Annotated in this window: 16 protein-coding genes; 13 read left to right on the forward strand and 3 right to left on the reverse strand. The window is 36.4% G+C overall.

Features of this window, described 5'->3' with window-relative positions; translation table 11 throughout:
* Positions 1 to 186: 186 nt before the first annotated feature.
* The 3 genes from AC3FI7_RS03340 to AC3FI7_RS03350 all read left to right on the forward strand — a co-directional run bounded on the left by AC3FI7_RS03340 (position 187) and on the right by AC3FI7_RS03350 (position 5,563).
* Complete coding sequence (locus AC3FI7_RS03340) at positions 187 to 3,213, forward strand: ligand-binding sensor domain-containing protein (protein WP_491461400.1); 3,027 nt, start codon at positions 187 to 189, stop codon at positions 3,211 to 3,213.
* Entirely contained in the window at positions 3,210 to 3,824 is a 615-nt protein-coding gene (locus AC3FI7_RS03345; protein WP_142722647.1) for a response regulator transcription factor, read from the forward strand. Before AC3FI7_RS03340 ends, AC3FI7_RS03345 begins: the two co-directional genes overlap by 4 nt.
* A 158-nt stretch (positions 3,825 to 3,982) precedes the next feature.
* Complete coding sequence (locus AC3FI7_RS03350; RefSeq protein WP_142722648.1) at positions 3,983 to 5,563, forward strand: hypothetical protein; 1,581 nt, start codon at positions 3,983 to 3,985, stop codon at positions 5,561 to 5,563.
* A gap of 113 nt (positions 5,564 to 5,676) precedes the next feature.
* Here the strand turns inward: AC3FI7_RS03350 and AC3FI7_RS03355 are convergent, their stop codons facing one another.
* Positions 5,677 to 6,651, reverse strand: a complete 975-nt coding sequence (locus AC3FI7_RS03355; protein WP_491461401.1) for a helix-turn-helix transcriptional regulator — start codon at positions 6,649 to 6,651, stop codon at positions 5,677 to 5,679.
* 164 nt (positions 6,652 to 6,815) lie between these two features.
* Between AC3FI7_RS03355 and AC3FI7_RS03360 the strand changes: the two genes are divergently transcribed.
* Positions 6,816 to 7,988: an FAD-dependent oxidoreductase gene (locus AC3FI7_RS03360; RefSeq protein WP_491461402.1), complete on the forward strand. Its 1,173-nt coding sequence runs from the start codon at positions 6,816 to 6,818 to the stop codon at positions 7,986 to 7,988.
* 411 nt (positions 7,989 to 8,399) lie between these two features.
* Here AC3FI7_RS03360 and AC3FI7_RS03365 read toward each other — a convergent pair whose 3' ends face one another.
* A complete protein-coding gene (locus AC3FI7_RS03365) occupies positions 8,400 to 9,083 on the reverse strand; it encodes a hypothetical protein (RefSeq protein ID WP_142722651.1) in 684 nt (227 codons plus the stop codon).
* Between the two features lie 383 nt (positions 9,084 to 9,466).
* On the opposite strand from AC3FI7_RS03365, the gene AC3FI7_RS03370 reads away from it, so the two are divergent.
* Positions 9,467 to 9,835 carry a hypothetical protein gene (locus tag AC3FI7_RS03370; protein WP_142722652.1) on the forward strand — a complete coding sequence of 123 codons (369 nt, stop codon included), beginning with the start codon at positions 9,467 to 9,469 and terminating at the stop codon, positions 9,833 to 9,835.
* Positions 9,836 to 9,873: 38 nt separating this feature from the next.
* Here the strand turns inward: AC3FI7_RS03370 and AC3FI7_RS03375 are convergent, their stop codons facing one another.
* A complete protein-coding gene (locus tag AC3FI7_RS03375) occupies positions 9,874 to 10,512 on the reverse strand; it encodes a hypothetical protein (protein ID WP_142722653.1) in 639 nt (212 codons plus the stop codon).
* Positions 10,513 to 10,665: 153 nt separating this feature from the next.
* On the opposite strand from AC3FI7_RS03375, the gene AC3FI7_RS03380 reads away from it, so the two are divergent.
* The 8 genes from AC3FI7_RS03380 to hisG all read left to right on the forward strand — a co-directional run bounded on the left by AC3FI7_RS03380 (position 10,666) and on the right by hisG (position 18,120).
* Positions 10,666 to 11,238 (forward strand): C40 family peptidase, encoded by a 573-nt coding sequence (locus AC3FI7_RS03380; RefSeq protein ID WP_142722654.1) that lies wholly within the window; start codon positions 10,666 to 10,668, stop codon positions 11,236 to 11,238.
* A 263-nt stretch (positions 11,239 to 11,501) separates the two neighbouring features.
* The gene (locus AC3FI7_RS03385) at positions 11,502 to 12,113 is read left to right on the forward strand and encodes a methyltransferase family protein (RefSeq protein WP_491461403.1); all 612 of its coding nucleotides are present in this window, start codon (positions 11,502 to 11,504) and stop codon (positions 12,111 to 12,113) included.
* An 83-nt stretch (positions 12,114 to 12,196) separates the two neighbouring features.
* Positions 12,197 to 13,009, forward strand: coding sequence for a 2,3,4,5-tetrahydropyridine-2,6-dicarboxylate N-succinyltransferase (locus AC3FI7_RS03390; protein ID WP_142722656.1), 813 nt, complete (start codon positions 12,197 to 12,199; stop codon positions 13,007 to 13,009).
* Between the two features lie 29 nt (positions 13,010 to 13,038).
* The gene (locus AC3FI7_RS03395; protein ID WP_142722657.1) at positions 13,039 to 14,208 is read left to right on the forward strand and encodes a glycosyltransferase family 87 protein; all 1,170 of its coding nucleotides are present in this window, start codon (positions 13,039 to 13,041) and stop codon (positions 14,206 to 14,208) included.
* Between the two features lie 5 nt (positions 14,209 to 14,213).
* Entirely contained in the window at positions 14,214 to 15,143 is a 930-nt protein-coding gene (locus AC3FI7_RS03400) for a glycosyltransferase family 2 protein (protein WP_343658362.1), read from the forward strand.
* Position 15,144: 1 nt separating this feature from the next.
* A complete protein-coding gene (locus tag AC3FI7_RS03405) occupies positions 15,145 to 15,921 on the forward strand; it encodes a polysaccharide deacetylase family protein (protein ID WP_491461404.1) in 777 nt (258 codons plus the stop codon).
* Complete coding sequence (locus AC3FI7_RS03410) at positions 15,918 to 17,015, forward strand: glycosyltransferase family 4 protein (protein WP_343658364.1); 1,098 nt, start codon at positions 15,918 to 15,920, stop codon at positions 17,013 to 17,015. The genes AC3FI7_RS03405 and AC3FI7_RS03410 overlap by 4 nt, the downstream gene beginning before the upstream one ends.
* 247 nt (positions 17,016 to 17,262) lie before the next feature.
* Entirely contained in the window at positions 17,263 to 18,120 is an 858-nt protein-coding gene (hisG, locus tag AC3FI7_RS03415; RefSeq protein WP_142722661.1) for an ATP phosphoribosyltransferase, read from the forward strand.
* The last annotated feature ends 179 nt before the right edge of the window (positions 18,121 to 18,299 follow it).

An 18,299-nucleotide genomic window follows, 5' to 3' on the forward strand; every position in this document is an offset into this window, starting at 1 on the left:
AAAAATGCTAACATGATATTTGATGAAAATATATCCAGATAAGCTTTTCTATGGAAAAGATTTGTTTTATAAAACCGGAGAAATTTTTATTCCTGAAATATTAATAAATACCCGTTTTTATAAGAATAAATGTATGTTTAACAAATAATTTATCTAAATAAATTATCTTTACACTATTGGTAAAAAATGATTGGTTTGTTTAGAAATATTCTTGCAGTTGGTTTTCTGTTTGCTTTTCTTTCGATGTATTCTCAGCAGTATACTGTTCAGCTTTTCAATACGGATAATGGACTTCCTCAGAATAGTGTAAAAGATATAATAAAAGATAAATACGGCTTTATCTGGCTGACGACTGAAAACGGAGTTGTAAGATATGACGGACTCAATTTTCTGGTGCACAAAAATTTTCCTTTGAATAGCCAACGGTTTACCTATTTTTATGGCGATCCCGGAAAAGACAGTATTCTTACAGCAGTAGATTATGGTAAAACAGTATTAATACATCGGAAAGCTCCTAAAGTCATCAACAATATAAAAAGGTGGCCAACAGTTATTGTTAGGAATAATAGCAATTATCATCTGTGTGTTTCAAACTACAGCTATAGTCCGTCTCCGGGAGTCAGTTTCTTTATGGACTTCCAAAAAGGAAGATATTTAATAACACAACATTCCTTTGTTTATGAAGACTTTCGTTCGAAATTACAAATTAAGCTTGATGTAAAACCAATTTACAAAAATGACGCCAATGCTTTCGTTGTAGATGGCTTTCTGTTTTATATTGACCGAGATGCCAGAAAAGTAAAAAAAATTGAAGAGGGAAAGATTACTGCTTCGTATGATCTGCCCATTGTAACGGATGTCAGAAGCAAGATATTCTGGAACAGAACAAATGGACAGGGATTTGTCCTGAATGATGACACTCTTTACAGATGTATCTATATCAACGGAATACTTCATATAGCTAAGCTGATTCATCTGGGGGGTATAAGTGAAAGCAATCTGATGAGTATTTATTATGATGAAAAATATAAAAAACTCTATCTGGGAAGCAGTACAGAAGGACTGAAGATTGTAAGTCTGACCGATTTTGTTGTATCAAAAAACAAAACCCCGGAATCACCTTCGGTGTTCTATGCCATTCAGCCTTATAATGATTCATGTGTCATCACCCCTGCAGGTGAAATCTATAGCCGAAACGGATTGGTAAAAAGTAAAAACTTTGGAAAAAATATATCGTATTTTTTAAATTTTGATCAATACAGAAATATTGCCGCCAGAAGGGAACAAACCCTGTTCATCTATAATAAACGGTCAGACTTCACAGATTTTCAGAGCATTTCTACAGGAGAAGATACCGTGAAAGATTTTTTCTTTGCCCATGGGAAATACTATGTGCTGGCTGTGAAACAGAAAAAAGGAAAGACGGAGTTCACAGGCACACTGAGCATTTATGAAGACTGGCCTTATAAGTCTTTAAAGAAACAATATTTCTTTGCAAACGAGCCCACCAAAATTGCTTTAACAGACAATGGAGATATCTTAGTGGGTACCATAAAAGAATTATTCAGAATATCCACGAGGCTTAATAAAATATATAATATTACCGGAAAAAATGAATTGTCGGTCAGGGATATTGTGCCTACTGCTGATGGAAAGATATGGATAACCACACTTGGGAAAGATTTTTATCTTTTAGAAAATAACCGTCTTATAAAGCTGCCCGGAGATTCTGAAGGTAATCTTTTGTCACCCCATACTTTGCTGGAAGATCATAACGGATACTTCTGGATTCCCACCAATAACGGTTTATACAAAATTAAGGAAAGTATGCTTTTGAAATACGTACAGAAGAAGATTTTTAAACTGATCTATTACAGATATTCAAAAGAAGCGGGCTTCAATACCAATGAATTTAATGGCGGGAGCAATATAAATGGGAATAAACTTAAAAACGGAGATTTTGTTTTTCCATCCTTAAATGGGCTTGTATTTTTTAATCCCTTAAAAATTAAAAGTTATTATCCCGCAGACATGTATATCGAAAGAGCCATGGTAAATGATAAGGAAAAAATATTTGAAAATACCTTAATGCTCAGCCAGGAAAACAGAAGGGTTGAGATCTTTATTGATGTTCCTTATTATGCCAACCCTGATAATATTGTCATTGAAACAAAGCTGGATGATGAAGGAGCCGGGAAATGGCTGCCAATAGGAAAAGACAGAAAATTTTTACTCAGTAATCTCGGTTATGGCACTCATTTTCTTACCGTAAGAATGCTTGCTTCCGATCAGCAGGAATATGTTTTTAAAAAGATTAGGATCATCATTCCGCCTTTCTTTTATCAAACTCTTTGGTTTAAATTAATTACAGGTCTTGTTTTGCTTATTTTACTTTATTTGTCTGTAAAATGGCGGATCAGCTTTCATAAAAAGAAAAACCGTGAGCTGGAAGCGGTTATCCGATTAAGAACCAAGGCCTTGTCGCAAACAGTAGAAGACCTGGAGATGACACAAATAAAACTGGGAAAAGAAATTGAACAGCAGAAAAAACTTATCGGTACCATTACCCATGACATTACCACACCATTGAAGTTTATTGCTTTAACCAGTAAAGAAGCACTGGATTACGATGAAACGAATAGGTGCCGTACAGAAAGAATTCTGAATTCTATTTACAAATCATCCAACCAGCTGTATAATTTTACCAAAACACTGAAAGAATATGCTGATATATACAACGAATACCGGACTGATGAAACAGAGCTGTACTCATTGTATGAGCTGGTGGAAGAAAAGAAAATTCTTTTTGATGAGATTGCAGCGAATCATAATACAGCAATTGTCAACAAAACAGATGAAAAACTCATGATTCGGATTGGGAAAAATATTCTTGCTGTTATTATTCATAATCTGATGGATAATGCTGTAAAATATACCAGAAACGGAACGATCACGATCAGTGGGACAGATGAGAATGGAGTGGTGATGCTGGAAATAGCAGATACGGGAATTGGTATGGATGACCAGAAGATCGAATATTATACGAAGCTTCAGGAAAATATTGAAAATGAGAAACTGTTATTGCAAAAATACGGCATGGGGCTTCACCTGATATTGCAGTTGTTGCAAATGATAGAAAGTAAAATTGTGATCAAGAAAAATGAAACGAAAGGAACTTCTTTCCAGTTAATTTTAAAAAAATCGAAAAAATGAGTAAAAAGATCCTGATAGCAGATGATCATGACATTGTATTAACGGGTACTGCTATCATTTTAGAATCACGTATTCCTGATGTTTTAATTGATACGGCGGCCGACTATCCCGAAGCGCTGGATAAAATTTCCAGGCAAAAATATGACCTTCTGATTCTGGATATCAATATGCCGGAAAGCAGGAATAAAAAAATGATCTCAGAAATAAAAGTACTTGATTCTGCTTTGAAAATACTTGTTTTTTCAGCATATGAAGAAGAAATTGCCATACAGTATATCAAAGAAGGGGCAGATGGATACATTAACAAGCTCAGTAAAGTAGATACCATTTCCGAAGCTGTCATGAAGATGTTTTCAGAAGGAAATTATTATCCTAATGGCTTTGTTAATAAGCTTTTGCAGCCTTCCAATCTTGATGCTATAAAAAGCTTGTCAGAAAGAGAATATGAGATTTTCATGCTAATGGTAAAAGGAAATGGGAATCTTGAAATTTCAAATGAAATGGATATCCAGATGTCTACGATCAGTACGTATAAAAAAAGAATCCATAAAAAGCTGAAAACAAATAATCTGGCAGATCTCATTAAGCTGTATGAAGCTTATATGTCGTAATTTTCTATGATTAAAAAGCTAATTTTTGAGTGTAGAAAATTTTCTACAAATTGCTTAGTTTTTTTCTACGCTTGGTGATGTTTCCTGTAGAATTTATTCTAATACTTTTACATTATGTTAAACAATAGTGTTTATTAATGTAAATAAAATAAGGATAAATGTTTAAAACTTCTACAAAATTAATTCTTGCGATGCTGGCTTTTAGTCCGGCTGTTGCCTTTGCCCAGGCAGGAAATGTTGGGGTCAACACAGTGAATCCCGGTTCTACAATGGATATTAACGGATCATTGGCAGCTAATTATAAAGCGGTTACTACAGCCACTTATAATTTAGCACTATCAGATTTCCACGTTTCATACAATGGAAGTTCAGATGCCGTATTCGGTTTACCGCCTTCCATCAGTGGGGTTGGAAACTTCAAAGGGAGGATTTACAGAATTAAAAACAACACAAACTTTAAGATCACCGTCAATGCCGCTACTCCGGAAACCATTAATGGCAGTGCCAGTATTTCAATACCGGCCAATCAGAGTGTGGAGCTTGTAAGTACCGGACTTACCGGTACAAATGCTACATGGGAACTTCTTTCAACGGGAACAACATCTACAGGAGACTATATTATTGTGAAACCAAACGCTGCTCAAACAGTATCTACAGGATCAGATGTGACATTTGGATCTGTCATTGCTTCCAATAATATTACTTATAGCGCAGGTGTTTTCAATCTGAAAGCAGGTAAAACCTATGTGCTCCGTTGTCAGCTGCATGCTACAGATTTTTCGCTGGCAGGAGGATTTTTCGTATATGAATGGGTAGATGCTTCCAATAATTCTGTTCTTCCTTCCAGTACAACAGGAGTTGTGGATGCCATAAACAATTATCCGGCAACATCGCTTGGCGGCCAGCCGGAAGCCTATGCTATTTACAGACCTACAGTTGATACCTCTGTAAAAGTAAGATTGGGAGGAGCCGGAACTGCTCAGCTGAATCCGGGAATAGGATTTATGACGGTTACCGAGCTTGCCGGAGGTAATGGAAATGGCGGAACAACAATCATTAATAACAATATCACGGCAAGTAACGGTCTTACTTTATCCGGTACAGATGTAAAACTGGGTGGAACCCTTTCACAGGCAACAGATATTGCAACGGCAGGTAATAATTTAAGTATCAACGGCACAGGAAAAGTCCTGGTAGGAACCAATACTGTACCGGCAGGAGCAGCCAGTGCAAAGATTGTTATTGATAACGGAACTACCAATGGGGCTCTTCAGATCAAAGACGGTACCCAGCAGCTGGGTTATGTGCTGACCAGTGATGCTAATGGCTTGGCAACGTGGTCATCCACTGTTACTACAGCCTTTGCCAATAACTGGACACCTTATACCGGAACATTGGTAAATCCTTATACGGCAACAACAGGGGGTAGCGGACTGAATACAGGAATTCAGGTAACCATCCCGGCAAAGGGCTGGTATTTTTTCCGATGTGGGATTGCCATCAATTCTGACTGTAATGATTACTTTTTCTATATCAACGGCATTGGTGATGTCTGGAGAAGTTACTGTGGGTCAGTCACGGCTGCATTCATGTTTCCAAGAGATCAGAACAGGGTGTTATATTTTGCTGTACCAGGAACTTATACTGTCTTGGCTGGAAAAACAAATGGAGTAGTACCAACATCCTTTAATGGAGGTAATCCTTCTTTTTATCTGGATTTTGTAAAGTTCCAAAACTAAGGCGTAGTCTGAAAATGATAAGACTATAAAAAGATTCTAAAAACATACTATGAAAATGGAGCTGTAAAGTTGATTCTTTACAGCTTTTTTGTTCGGTCTGTTTTAAAACATATTTAATATCTTGCCTGATTCGGGGGAACGCCAAACTTTTTCTTGAATGCACTGCTGAAATGCTGCAAGGAACAGTAACCCAGTTCCATGGCTATTTCTGTAGCCTGTTTTTTACCAACAAGCAAATCATTCTTTGCCATCTCTAAACGCAAATCCGAGAGATAAGAGAAAGCGGTCTGATTAAAAATCTCTTTAAACCCACGTTTCAGCTTATATTCGTTGATGCCTGCAATCTTTGCCAGTTCCGGAAGGGTTGGGGGTGATCCTATATTTTTCACCAGATAATCACGGGCAAAGACAATTCGCTCCTTGTCGTAATCATGTTTTAGATACTCCGGTTTTTGATTTTCAACCGTATTAAATGCTTCTGCCTGCAAAACAAGCAATTCAATGGTTTTTGAAAAAAGAAACAGCCGCTTTGATCCACTTGAAAATTCACAGTTTAAAATTGAGTTGATACACGTATGTAAAGGTAAATCGATATTTAAATTTGAGGCTGAAAAAGCAACGGGTGTTCCTGAAGCTATCTTGTCAGCAAACTGTTTAAGAGATTCGTTGCCATCTTTTGATATCGCAAGAAAAGCATCTTTTGAAAACTGAATCATAAATGATTTCATTTGGGGCTCATCCCATTTCATTTTACCCTCAGCACTGGTACCATAAAATAAATTATGCTGATTCCTATTCAGCTCAAAAGAACCGTTCATTCCATGTTGCTGTATGGAAGTTTTTCCCTGTATATTAAAATGCATGGTGACCAGTTCCATATCTCCTTTCCAGTCAAATTCTGTGCATCTTTGAAGATCTGTCTCCGAATATAATATTCTGATACCGTCAAAAAGCCATTGCTTGGTTGTTAACTGTCCAAAGGGAATAGCTGTTTTAAAGACATCTTCTTTAAAACCGAAGTCATTAAGGTCATTTTCATTAAAGTCTACAGTAAATGCCGTTTCGTTATTTTTAAATTCAAATCCCATTACTCCCTGATTTGCTAGTTTAATTCCCTTTTTTGCAAGTTCCTTTTTCCTTAGTGTGATATTTTTACAGCATCATATTATCAGAATTAAAGATATAAAAATTCAGGAGACGAATAGTCTGCCCAACAAAAATTTAGATATACTTTGATGTAAATAAGAAAGCAATGAATAAAAAAGTAATCATAATTGGAGCGGGAGTTGCCGGGCCAATCCTGGCTTTGCAGCTGAAAAAAATAGGTTTTCAATCTGAAATATTTGAATCGAGATCTGAAAATAATACAAACGAGGGAGTCTTTTTAGGCATTACTCCTAACGGATTAAATGTATTGAAAGAGTTTATAGATCTTGAAAAGCTTAAAGAAGATTACACTCCGGGTTCAATGAAATTTTTTAATGCCAGAGGAAAACAGATAGCAGAGCTGGGGACTGCTTATCAAAAACAGCAGTACGGAGTAGAGACCCTGCAGTTAAAAAGGGCAAACCTCAACAAATATGCCCGGTTCGCTGCAGCTGAAGCCGGTATAAAAATAGAGTATGGTAAAAGATTTATCAGTTATAATGAATCAGATGATAACGTGACAGCATATTTTGCAGATGGAACTTCCGCTACCGGTGATATCATAATAGGTTGTGACGGGATGTTTTCTGAGGTCAGAAAACAAATGTTTCCGGAAACATCTGTTATCAGATACACAAAGCTTATTTCTACCGGAGGATATGCTAAGGTTGCTGAACTTTCGGAACCGCTTGATTCAATAAGGATGATCTTTGGAGAGAGGGGCTTTTTTGCCTACTCAGTTTCTGACAAAGGTGAAGTGTGGTGGTTTAATAATTATTTCAGAGAACAGGAACCGCAACCTCAGGAAATGGAAAAGACCGTGAAGGCTGAAATTAAGAACCATTTGGCAGAAATACATAAGAATGATGATCTTTTGCTTTCCAGCATTATCAGGAACAGCTACGAAATTATTGCTTACCCTATTTATGATCTGCCCAGCCTTTCATATTGGTACAAGGGGAGGGTTTGCCTCATTGGTGATGCTGCGCATGGTATTTCTCCGCATATTGGGCAGGGAGCATCACTGGCACTGGAAGATACAGCTGTTATGGCTGAACAGTTAAAATTAAATAATGAATATGAGGCTGCTTTTCAGGCCTTTCAATCCAGGCGGCAGTTCAGGGTTGAAAAAATAATAAAAAGCGCAAGAAAAGTTGGCAATACCAAAACAAAAACAAACCCAATAGCTGCATGGTTTCGTGATCTTTTTATCGGGTTCTTTATCCATAAGCAAATCCGGCAGCTCGACTGGATATACGGCTGGACTCTCAGAAAATAAAAAGTAAAGCAATTGATATTGAGGTTGTTTAAACTTTTATATTCATTATCTTAACCACTTAAGTTTTTCAGAATCAAACCTTATGGATAATAAGTATATCTAAGTTTTGTAAAAATCTTTAATTTTCATCTTAAGTGAACTTTTCTGCAGTATCATTTTAAACTTACTTAAGTGACTCAAGTGTTTTAAAATGAAACCTTTTGTGATTGGGTAAAGTTTAAACAACTTTGTGAATTAATGAATATATGCGATTATGACTGTACTCATAAAAGACTGAGGAATGTTTTACTAGATTTGAAATAAGTTTTTCATTCATCCAATAGTTTTTAGCCTCCGGACCGGGGGCTTTTATTTAACAAAAACAGCCACAATGTAACTATTGTGGCTGCCTTTTGAAATCAGATATCGCTATTATAAAGATCTGGAGCGGGCAATATTAATAAGGTACACAAGGTGGGCGTACATGCTTCGCTTTACAGACTCTACTTTTATATCTCCTGTAGTCTGGTTAATTGTTGTTACCAGATCAGTGTTACATTGGCCGCCAAAGCTGCCACTTCCCAAATAGTTTACAGTATTGGAGCTTGGATATGAAATTCTGGGATAATCAGGGGCTATCTGATTGGCAGCCGGAGCGGTATTAGAAAATCCTTTATTGTCAATATATTTTGCTGTCCATGTTCCTAGAAACTGTCCGTTACCGGTATTGATGCCTTGCCCCACCACAATTTGGGTATCCACAGGATTCGTAAATCCAGCGCAAGAGGTATAATGATTTAAGGATACTGTGCAGGAAGATGCATTATCAGTAGGTTGAAAGCATTTTCCTTCGTAAATAGTCTGTCTTTGTTCAGCAGAAGACATCGATGTGTTGAGCAGTGCTTTAGGAGCAAAAATTTCTTCAGGCGAAATTAAGACCAAAACTCCTTCAGCATCAGCTGCAACAATTTTTTTTTCAGCATTGGAAAGCCCTCTTACCCTTACCTGACCATTGACATCCAACGTTTGAGTTGGAGTGGAGGTATTAATCCCCACCTGTGCTATCGAACTGCTGTAAACAGCAAGTGCTGCCAAAAAGAATGTTTTTGTTTTCATGTTATTTTTTGAAAAGGTTAATTTTTTTCACTAAGGTAAGAAATAACTTTAAAAGGAGAATGAAAATACCTTAAAATCTGGTAAAAACTAACTATAAACAAATATTGAAAGAATTACTATCTGTTTTTGATGATATTTTTTTGAATAACTCAAAATGTACAGAGCTGTTATTTGTTTGAAAAATATTCGTATTTTAGCCGAAATATGATGATTTTTAATAAACATATTGGGGACTAATTAAAATTCAGATAATTTGAATGAAAAAATTAGTAGATTTGCACGGAACAAAAAAATAATAAATATTAAGCAATATTCTCTGTGACTGAATTTTATAGGAAAGAACATGAGAATAACAGGATTTAGGTTATAAAACTACTGAAACTATGAAGAAACTTTTTTTACTTTTTTTAATGGCATTTTTATTGATCGGTTGCAGCTCTGATGATGATACTATTTATGACTATGTAGGAACATGGTCCGGTTCTTATGAAGGGAGTGACAAAGGAGTTTGGAACTTTGTGGTAGATGAGAGTGGTAAAGTGGTAGGAACAATGCATTCCGATATTAATGATGAAAACTATAATATTTCCGGTAATTTAAGTGAAACAGGAGATCTGAATGCAACAGTAGGACTTCCTTCGAAAGGAGAATTCAAGGGAACATTATCCAGAGATAAAAAAGGAAATGGAAACTGGACCAACTCACTTCCTACTCCTGCGAAATCAGGAACCTGGAAAGGAGAAAAGAAATAAAAAAGAAAGTCTGCAGTAGATTCTGCAGACTTTTTTATTTAAACAAATCCCATACGGGTAATCTCATTATTTTCATTCCTGAACACCATAAAATAGATCAGAAAATCATCATCAGAGAAATACTTTTTAAAAGACTTTGTCTGTTGCTGGTTCCAGATGATGATTTCTTCATGACTTTCTATACTGTAATTTTCAGAATCTAATTTTAAGGTTAATATAGTTCCTCCATCCAAAGTACAATCATCATTCTTATATAGTATCTGTTTCTGAATGCTGATACAATCAGAAATATTATTGACCGAACCCAGCTGAAATGTTCTCAGAAGACTCTTTCCTTCTTCAGTCTTTAAACCATTTTCAACCGTTCTTTTTCCTCTTTCAGAAACCCCGTCCAAATCTTTGATGGCGGTCATCACCTTTGCAAACTTCTGATAGAGCAGAGGATCACCTGCTTCCTTGATATACACTTCAAGTTTCTTTCGGATAATCTTACCGATTTTTGAACAGTGTCCGAATTCCGAACTGTTTTGCCGTACTTTCTCATACGATGGGCTCTTTTTAAAAGCGGTTTTATTGAAGCCACTTTTTTTCCGAACCACATTTTTCCCGTTCAGATTATAAAATACCAGGTCGCCCACAGCTCCTGTGATCTTGATCAGACTTTCATATGTTGCCATATCTTTAAAATAGAATCAAATATACCAATAAATAAATGAAAAAAAAATTTTAACATATATTTATAATATAGTTGTAGTATAGTTATAGTATAATTTAAATATAAAATGTATATTTGTAATGTGTTTTGTTAATTAATTATAAATCAGAAGAGTATGGGAACGGAATTATTTCAACAAAAAATAAAAATAAAGCAGATTGCTGTTATACTTGCAGCCTCTGTTTTTGTGGTTTCCTGCGGATCCTCTAAAAGTGCTTCCGCCAGCAAAAAATCGAATACGAAGACGGTGGCGAAAGCTGAAAATCTCAGAAAGCTGGATTCAAAATTTAATGGCAATATTTCCAGATCAATCAATGATATTCTGAAAGATGCTGAAAAGTACATAGGAACACCCTACAAATTCGGAGGCAATACTCCGTCAGGGTTTGACTGTTCCGGATTTACCGTAAAAGTATTTGAAGAAAACAACTTTAATCTTCCAAGAAGATCCTCTGATCAGGCTGAAGCCGGAAAGAATATTGATATCAAGGACGTAAAACCCGGTGATCTGCTGTTTTTTGCAACAGCAGGAGGCAGTAGAGTGTCTCATGTGGGGATTGTTCATGATATTGGTCCTGATGGAGAAGTGAAATTTATTCATGCCTCTACTTCAAAAGGGGTGATCATTTCATCTCTGAATGAAAAATACTGGAATAAGGCGTATCTTCATGCGCAGAGAGTTCTCTAAGGTATTGTTTAATATGTAGGATATTGAATTTCCGGAAAAATAATTCAATAGGGATGGGCTTTGACCCATTTAATCGAAAACAAAATTTCAATTGGCTTTAGCCAAAACGTATAACTATATTCTTACACCACCCCGTCAAAAATTCTTTTAATTTTTGTCATCCTTCGGAGGAGGGGAATTCTGTTGCTTAAAATAAAACTTCTCGTCATTGCAATAGCATTGCATCCCAAAACGCATGAAATTTGTCCAAAACTATTATCATTATGACAGATTTCATCAGATTCTTTATTCCCTTTTACTTTATTATTTTCTTTATGGTTTCCTTTGTAGGAATAAGTTATAAAGTCGCAAAACGGATTGGCAAAAACCCTAATGTTCTTCCAAAAGACGATTCTGCATACGGACTCGTAGGCTTTTACTTTAAGCTGATTCTGTTTGCCCTGTTTACCTATACAATGCTTTTGTTGTTTTTTCTGGAAAATATTTTCCCAGCCTTTAAGATTGATGTGCTGGAAGATGATGCAGTAAAATATACAGGGATTATTATTATGGGGCTTGCGTTGATCTGGGTGATCATCGCTCAGCTGCAAATGAAAGACTCATGGCGGATCGGGATCGACAGTACAACAAAAACAGAACTTGTTACTGACGGGTTATTCAGGTTGTCAAGAAATCCTATATTTCTGGGGATGACCGTCAGTCTTGTCGGATTTTTTCTTGTATTTCCTACTGTGATTGCTTTTTCTTTTCTATTGATCGGAAGTATGTTAATGCAAATCCAGATACGCCTTGAAGAAGAGTACCTGCAACAAGAGCATGGACAAATTTACATAGCCTATAAAAAGAAAGTGAAAAGAATGCTGAACCTTTATTAAATGCATCATGTTAAAAACCGTTTTGCTGAACTTTTTTGTATCTTTGGCCGGTATAATTTTTCAAACTAATTTAAATAAGAAACATGTCATTACAACAAACTATTGAAAATATTTGGGATAATAGAGATCTATTACAAAATGAAGACAGCCAAAAGGCAATAAGAGAGGTTATTTCTTTAGTTGACAAAGGTGAACTTCGTACTGCTGAACCTACAGAAAATGGCTGGCAGGTAAATGAATGGGTGAAGAAAGCCGTAGTAATGTATTTCCCGATCCAGAAGATGGAAACTATTGAAGTAGGGCCGTTTGAATTTCATGATAAAATGCCTTTGAAGAGAGGTTATGCTGAAAAAGGGGTGAGAGTAGTTCCACATGCAGTAGCGAGAGAAGGAGCTTACATTGCTCCGGGAGTCATTATGATGCCGTCTTACGTAAACATTGGTGCATATGTAGATTCCGGAACAATGGTTGATACTTGGGCAACAGTAGGAAGCTGTGCGCAGATCGGTAAAAACGTTCACCTGAGTGGCGGAGTAGGTATTGGAGGTGTATTGGAGCCTTTACAGGCTGCTCCGGTAATCATTGAAGATGACTGCTTCATCGGTTCAAGATGTATCGTTGTAGAAGGAGTTCACGTAGAAAAAGAAGCCGTATTGGGTGCTAATGTAGTATTGACTGCTTCTACAAAAATTATTGACGTTACAGGAGATACGCCTGTTGAGATCAAAGGAAGGGTTCCTGCACGTTCAGTAGTTATTCCTGGAAGCTATACAAAACAGTATCCGGCGGGAGAATACCAGGTTCCTTGTGCATTGATCATCGGTCAGAGAAAAGAATCTACAGACAAGAAAACATCTCTGAATGATGCATTGAGAGAGAATAATGTAGCTGTTTAAGATTAATTTTTTAAGCTAATACCACAATCTTGAAAGAAAAATTTCTTAAAATACTATTAAACCCTAAATATATATTTGGGGTTTATCTTATTATATCGGTTGTTACCGCAATTTCCAAATATCTGAGGGGAGACTATGCGATCAATAATTACCTGATTTTTAAAAATGTATTCTTTAATACCATTCATCAGAAAAACTTGTTTATCCATTATCCTGATCTGTATTTCGATCTGAATCATTACGGCGTATTTTTCAGTGCATTGATTGCTCCGTTTGCCATGATGCCGGATTGGCTGGGAATTTCACTCTGGAATGTTGCCAATACTTTTATCTTTATCTATGGTATTTATAAACTGCCATTTTCAGACAGTAAAAAAGCGATTTTCGGACTGCTTTGCCTTCAGGAATACATTACTGCCGCTTTAAGTCTGCAGTTCAATGTGGCATTGACCGGCCTTTTGCTTTTATCTGCGGTATATATTTACGAAAGAAAAGAAGTAAAGTCTGTAACCGCAATTTTAATTGGGGTATTTGTGAAAATCTACGGAATTGTAGGACTAACGCAGTTTTTCTTCATTAAAAATAAAACTAAATTTATTCTTTCAGGAATTGCGATTGCAGTATTGTTTTTCGTGCTTCCGATGGCGTATTCAAGTCCGCAGTTTGTGATTCAGTGCTACTCAGACTGGTTTCAGTCTATTGTAGAAAAAAATAATGAAAATCAGGTATTGGGGAACATGCAGGATATCTCACTAATGGGCTTTGTAAGAAGGATATTAGGAGATGCATCCATTTCCAATCTAGTATTTTTAGCAGGCGGATTACCGCTTTTTGCTTTGCCTTATATCAGAATTAAGCAATATAAGCATTATGCTTTCCAATTGATGATCTTAGCTTCAACATTACTGTTTTTGGTACTGTTCAGTTCCAGTTCAGAATCTCCAACATACATTATTGCCGTTGTGGGAGTCCTGATATGGTTTTTCCTTCAGAAAGAAAGAACACCGCTTATTATAGGATTGCTTGTTTTTGTCATTATTTTCACGTGTTTTTCAACTTCGGATCTGTTTCCGAAATTTGTAAAAGAAAATTATATCATTAAATATTCATTAAAAGCAGTACCTTGTATTGTAATCTGGTTGAGAGTGACATATGAACTTATGACTAAAGATTTTGAAAAAAATTACAGCCTGAATTAATAAATATGAAGAAAATTTCAATAGTAATTCCCGCCTATAACGAAGAAGGAAATGTCGCGATGATCCATCAGAAAATCAAAGAAGTTTTTGATGGACTAAGCAATTACGACTTTGAAATCATATTTGTGAATGATGGCAGCAGAGACAATACCCAACAGAAGTTAGAAGAGCTTTCCAGCCAGTATGACGAAGTAAAGATCATCGAATTTTCGCGAAACTTCGGACATCAGCCGGCAGTAAAAGCAGGTATGGATAATGCCCACGGAAATGCAGTCATTTCTATGGATGGCGATCTTCAGCACCCGCCGGAGCTTATCCCGGAAATGATTAAGAAATGGGAAGAAGGATACGATATCGTTTTTACGGTAAGAACATATCCTAAAGAAATTTCCTATTTTAAAAGAAAAACTTCAGATCTTTTCTATAAATTGCTGTCTAGCTTATCTGATGTGAACCTTACCAAAGGTGGCGGTTCCGATTTCAGATTGATGGATGCCAATGCGGTAGAAGTGATGAGGAATTTCAATGAAGATGACTTATTTTTGAGAGGGCTTACAAGCTGGATGGGATTCAAGCAAACAGGGATTGAGTTTATGGCCAATGAAAGGTTGTCGGGGCAAAGCAGCTACAATCTTAAAAAGATGTTCACTTTTGCGTTTACAGGGATCACTGCCTTCAGTGTAAAACCTTTATATCTGGCTGCTTACCTGGGTTTTTTATTCTCAGCGCTTTCAGTGATCGGATACGGAGCTTACGTCATTCATTCATTTATTGCCAAAACAGAAATCTCCGGTTGGGCATCCTTGATCATGACTATTGTTTTCTTTGGAGGACTTCAGCTCATCATCTTAGGAATTATGGGAATTTATTTAGGTAAAATATTCAAACAAGTGAAAGACAGACCTAATTATATTATTAAAAACAAAAATTTTTAGAATGGTTTTATTGAGTTTTGACATCGAAGAATTTGATATGCCATTAGAATATAAGGGTGAAATTCCCTTTGAAAAGCAGATTTCAATTTCACAGACAGGATTAGAGAGAATCCTTGATATCCTTAAAAAACATAATGCCAAAGCTACCTTTTTTTCTACCGTAGTTTTTGCAGAAAACAGCAAACACCTTATCGAAAGATTATTAAATGAAGGTCATGAACTGGCTTCCCATACCTGGTTTCATTCAGAATTTGAAAACAAACACCTGAAAGAATCAAGAGAAAAACTGGAAGAATTATTTTCTACAAAGGTGACCGGATTAAGAATGCCGAGAATGATGCCTGTAGATGAGAAAGAAGTGGAAAAAGCTGGGTATTCGTACAACTCATCCATCAATCCTACGTTTTTACCGGGAAGATATAATAATTTAAAAGTATCCAGAACCTATTTCAGCGAAGGAAGTGTCACACAGGTTCCGGCCTCGGTTTCTCCTAATTTCAGAATCCCTCTGTTTTGGTTAAGCTTTCACAATTTCCCTTTATTTTTCTATAAAAAACTGGTATCAGACAGTTTGAAAAAAGATCGGTATCTGAATATCTATTTCCATCCGTGGGAATTTGCAGAGATCAAGGATGAAGCTTTTAAACTTCCAGGGTTTACTGTAAAGAATTCAGGAAAAGATATGGTGGAAAGGTTTGATTCCTTTCTAGGCTGGCTGAAACAAAAAGGACATACATTCGGTACTTTTCAGGAATTTCAAAAACAGATACAGCGATGAAGATTGCCTTTGATGCCAAACGGTTTTTTCACAATACATCCGGTCTGGGAAACTACTCGAGAGATCTTGTAAGAATCCTTTCTGAGTATGAGCCGGAAAACGAATATCTGTTACTCAACAAGAACAAATCAGAACGCGGAAAAGAGATTCTGGAGCGCTCTAATGTTCACTTTATTGAAACCTCCAGAGGAAACCTTTCCCGTCAGCTTAAAATGGGAAAAGACGCCCAGAAGCAAGACGCTGATATTTTCCATGGACTGTCCGGTGAACTTCCTTTAAAGTGGGATCAGAAGCCTATCAAAAAGGTCGTTACCATTCATGATCTGATCTTTGTAAGGTATCCGCAGTATTATTCTTTTTTTGACAGGAAAATTCATTTCTGGAAATTTAAAAAGGCAGCTGACGCGGCTGATAAAATCATTGCTATTTCAGAGCAGACGAAAAGAGATATTATTCAGTATCTGAAAGTTCCTGAGAATAAGATTGAGGTTATTTACCAGGGATGTCATCACGCTTTTAAAGAACAGCAGTCTCCGGATCTGGTACAGGCTGTAAAAGAGAAGTTTAAGCTTCCTGAAAGATTTGTGCTCAATGTTGGAACTATCGAAGAACGCAAAAACCTTCTGAACGTTGTAAAAGCAATCAGCGGTACAGAAATTCATCTTGTAGTAGTAGGGAGGAGGACCAAATATTATCAGAAAATAGAACGTTTCCTGAAAAAGAACAAAATGGAAAAGCAGGTGCTGTTTCTGGAAGGAGTTTCCATGGATGAACTGGCTGCAATCTATAAACTTGCCGATATTTTTGTTTATCCAAGCTTCTTTGAAGGCTTTGGGATCCCTGTCATTGAGGCACTTTTTTCAAAAACTGTTGTAGTGACAAGCAATACGAGCTGTCTGCCGGAAGCGGGAGGAAAAGACTCTGTATATGTAAATCCGGACAACGATCTTGATATCAGGGCCAAACTTAAATTTCTCTGGGAAAATGAATCCGAGAGAAAACGCCGTGAGGAAAAGGGTTTCGAGTTTGTTCAGAAGTTTAATGATGAACCCATTGCCAGGCAGCTGATGAGTTTTTATCAAAAATTGATCTGAAAAAACTTTGTATTTTAAAAAATAATCCTACATTTGCATCATAATTCAATACAATGAAACCAACATTTTTAGCATTACATCATTATCATCATCATCTCTGCTAGACGGAATTGATTGATATAAGTATGTGCTAAAATCAAAAATAATTAAAACCGTCTGAGTAAATAGACGGTTTTTTTGTTTCCTGAATTCTCCTCAGAAATTTCAACAGATCAGTTTTTATTTGCTCGGACCCAAAAAAGGCAAAATGAGTAAATTAAAAATTGCAATCCAAAAAAGCGGCCGGCTTTATGAAGAATCTCTTCAGCTTCTCAAAGACTGTGGAATCTTTGTGAACAATGGCAAAGACCAGCTCAAAGTTTCAGTAGATAACTTTCCGATGGAAATCATGTACCTTCGGAATTCGGACATTCCGCAATATCTGGAAGACGGAGTGGTGGATGTAGCCATTGTGGGCGAAAATCTTCTGATTGAGAAAGGTCAGAATATCAGGACAATACAGAAGCTTGGGTTTTCAAAATGCCGTGTTTCACTGGCTGTCCCCAAAGAAGTGGAAACCGATGAAATCTCTTATTTTCAGGGCAAAAAAATTGCCACTTCTTATCCTAACACCCTGAAAAACTTTTTAGAAAAAAAAGGAATCTCTTCAGACATTCACGTTATTTCAGGTTCCGTGGAAATAGCACCTAATATCGGTCTTGCAGATGGGATATGTGATATTGTCAGCTCCGGAAGTACTTTATTCAGGAACGGATTAAGAGAAACCGTCACTTTACTGAAATCGGAAGCTGTTTTGGCCCAAACACCTCAATTATCAGCTGAAAAAGAAGCTATCCTTGAAAAATTTGTCTTCAGAATCAAAGCCGTTTTAAAAGCAAAAAATTCAAAATACATTCTGATGAATGTTCCCAATGAAAAAATACAGAAAGTTGCAGGTGTCCTTCCGGTATTAAAGAGTCCCACAGTGATTCCATTGGCAGAAGAAGGCTGGAGCAGTATACATTCTGTGATTGATGAAGAACGATTCTGGGAAGTCATTGACGAACTCAAAGAAAACGGTGCCCAGGATATTTTAATCATTCCGATTGATAAAATGGTTATTTAAAAAAATAAGAATGGTTAATGTTGGCCAAGGCAAAGGCGCAAGAAAATAAAAATTAAGGCTGTTGTAAGGAGCAATGATTTTATCTGCGATAAAATTGAATATTGTTTAAATACTCACCTACATGCTGAAAATCTAGGGGTTTCTTGCGTCTTAAAAAAGATATAGGAATTAAAAACTTT

Source organism: Chryseobacterium sp. TQ-BC-N36, assembly GCF_058382295.1.

Coding starts and splice junctions, on each gene's coding strand:
- AC3FI7_RS03340 (WP_491461400.1), top strand. CDS start 187: ATGATTGGTTTGTTTAGAAATATTCTTGCAGTTGGTTTTCTGTTTGCT.
- AC3FI7_RS03345 (WP_142722647.1), top strand. CDS start 3,210: ATGAGTAAAAAGATCCTGATAGCAGATGATCATGACATTGTATTAACG.
- AC3FI7_RS03350 (WP_142722648.1), top strand. CDS start 3,983: ATGTTTAAAACTTCTACAAAATTAATTCTTGCGATGCTGGCTTTTAGT.
- AC3FI7_RS03355 (WP_491461401.1), bottom strand. CDS start 6,651: ATGGGATTTGAATTTAAAAATAACGAAACGGCATTTACTGTAGACTTT.
- AC3FI7_RS03360 (WP_491461402.1), top strand. CDS start 6,816: ATGAATAAAAAAGTAATCATAATTGGAGCGGGAGTTGCCGGGCCAATC.
- AC3FI7_RS03365 (WP_142722651.1), bottom strand. CDS start 9,083: ATGAAAACAAAAACATTCTTTTTGGCAGCACTTGCTGTTTACAGCAGT.
- AC3FI7_RS03370 (WP_142722652.1), top strand. CDS start 9,467: ATGAAGAAACTTTTTTTACTTTTTTTAATGGCATTTTTATTGATCGGT.
- AC3FI7_RS03375 (WP_142722653.1), bottom strand. CDS start 10,512: ATGGCAACATATGAAAGTCTGATCAAGATCACAGGAGCTGTGGGCGAC.
- AC3FI7_RS03380 (WP_142722654.1), top strand. CDS start 10,666: ATGGGAACGGAATTATTTCAACAAAAAATAAAAATAAAGCAGATTGCT.
- AC3FI7_RS03385 (WP_491461403.1), top strand. CDS start 11,502: ATGACAGATTTCATCAGATTCTTTATTCCCTTTTACTTTATTATTTTC.
- AC3FI7_RS03390 (WP_142722656.1), top strand. CDS start 12,197: ATGTCATTACAACAAACTATTGAAAATATTTGGGATAATAGAGATCTA.
- AC3FI7_RS03400 (WP_343658362.1), top strand. CDS start 14,214: ATGAAGAAAATTTCAATAGTAATTCCCGCCTATAACGAAGAAGGAAAT.
- AC3FI7_RS03405 (WP_491461404.1), top strand. CDS start 15,145: ATGGTTTTATTGAGTTTTGACATCGAAGAATTTGATATGCCATTAGAA.
- AC3FI7_RS03410 (WP_343658364.1), top strand. CDS start 15,918: ATGAAGATTGCCTTTGATGCCAAACGGTTTTTTCACAATACATCCGGT.
- hisG (WP_142722661.1), top strand. CDS start 17,263: ATGAGTAAATTAAAAATTGCAATCCAAAAAAGCGGCCGGCTTTATGAA.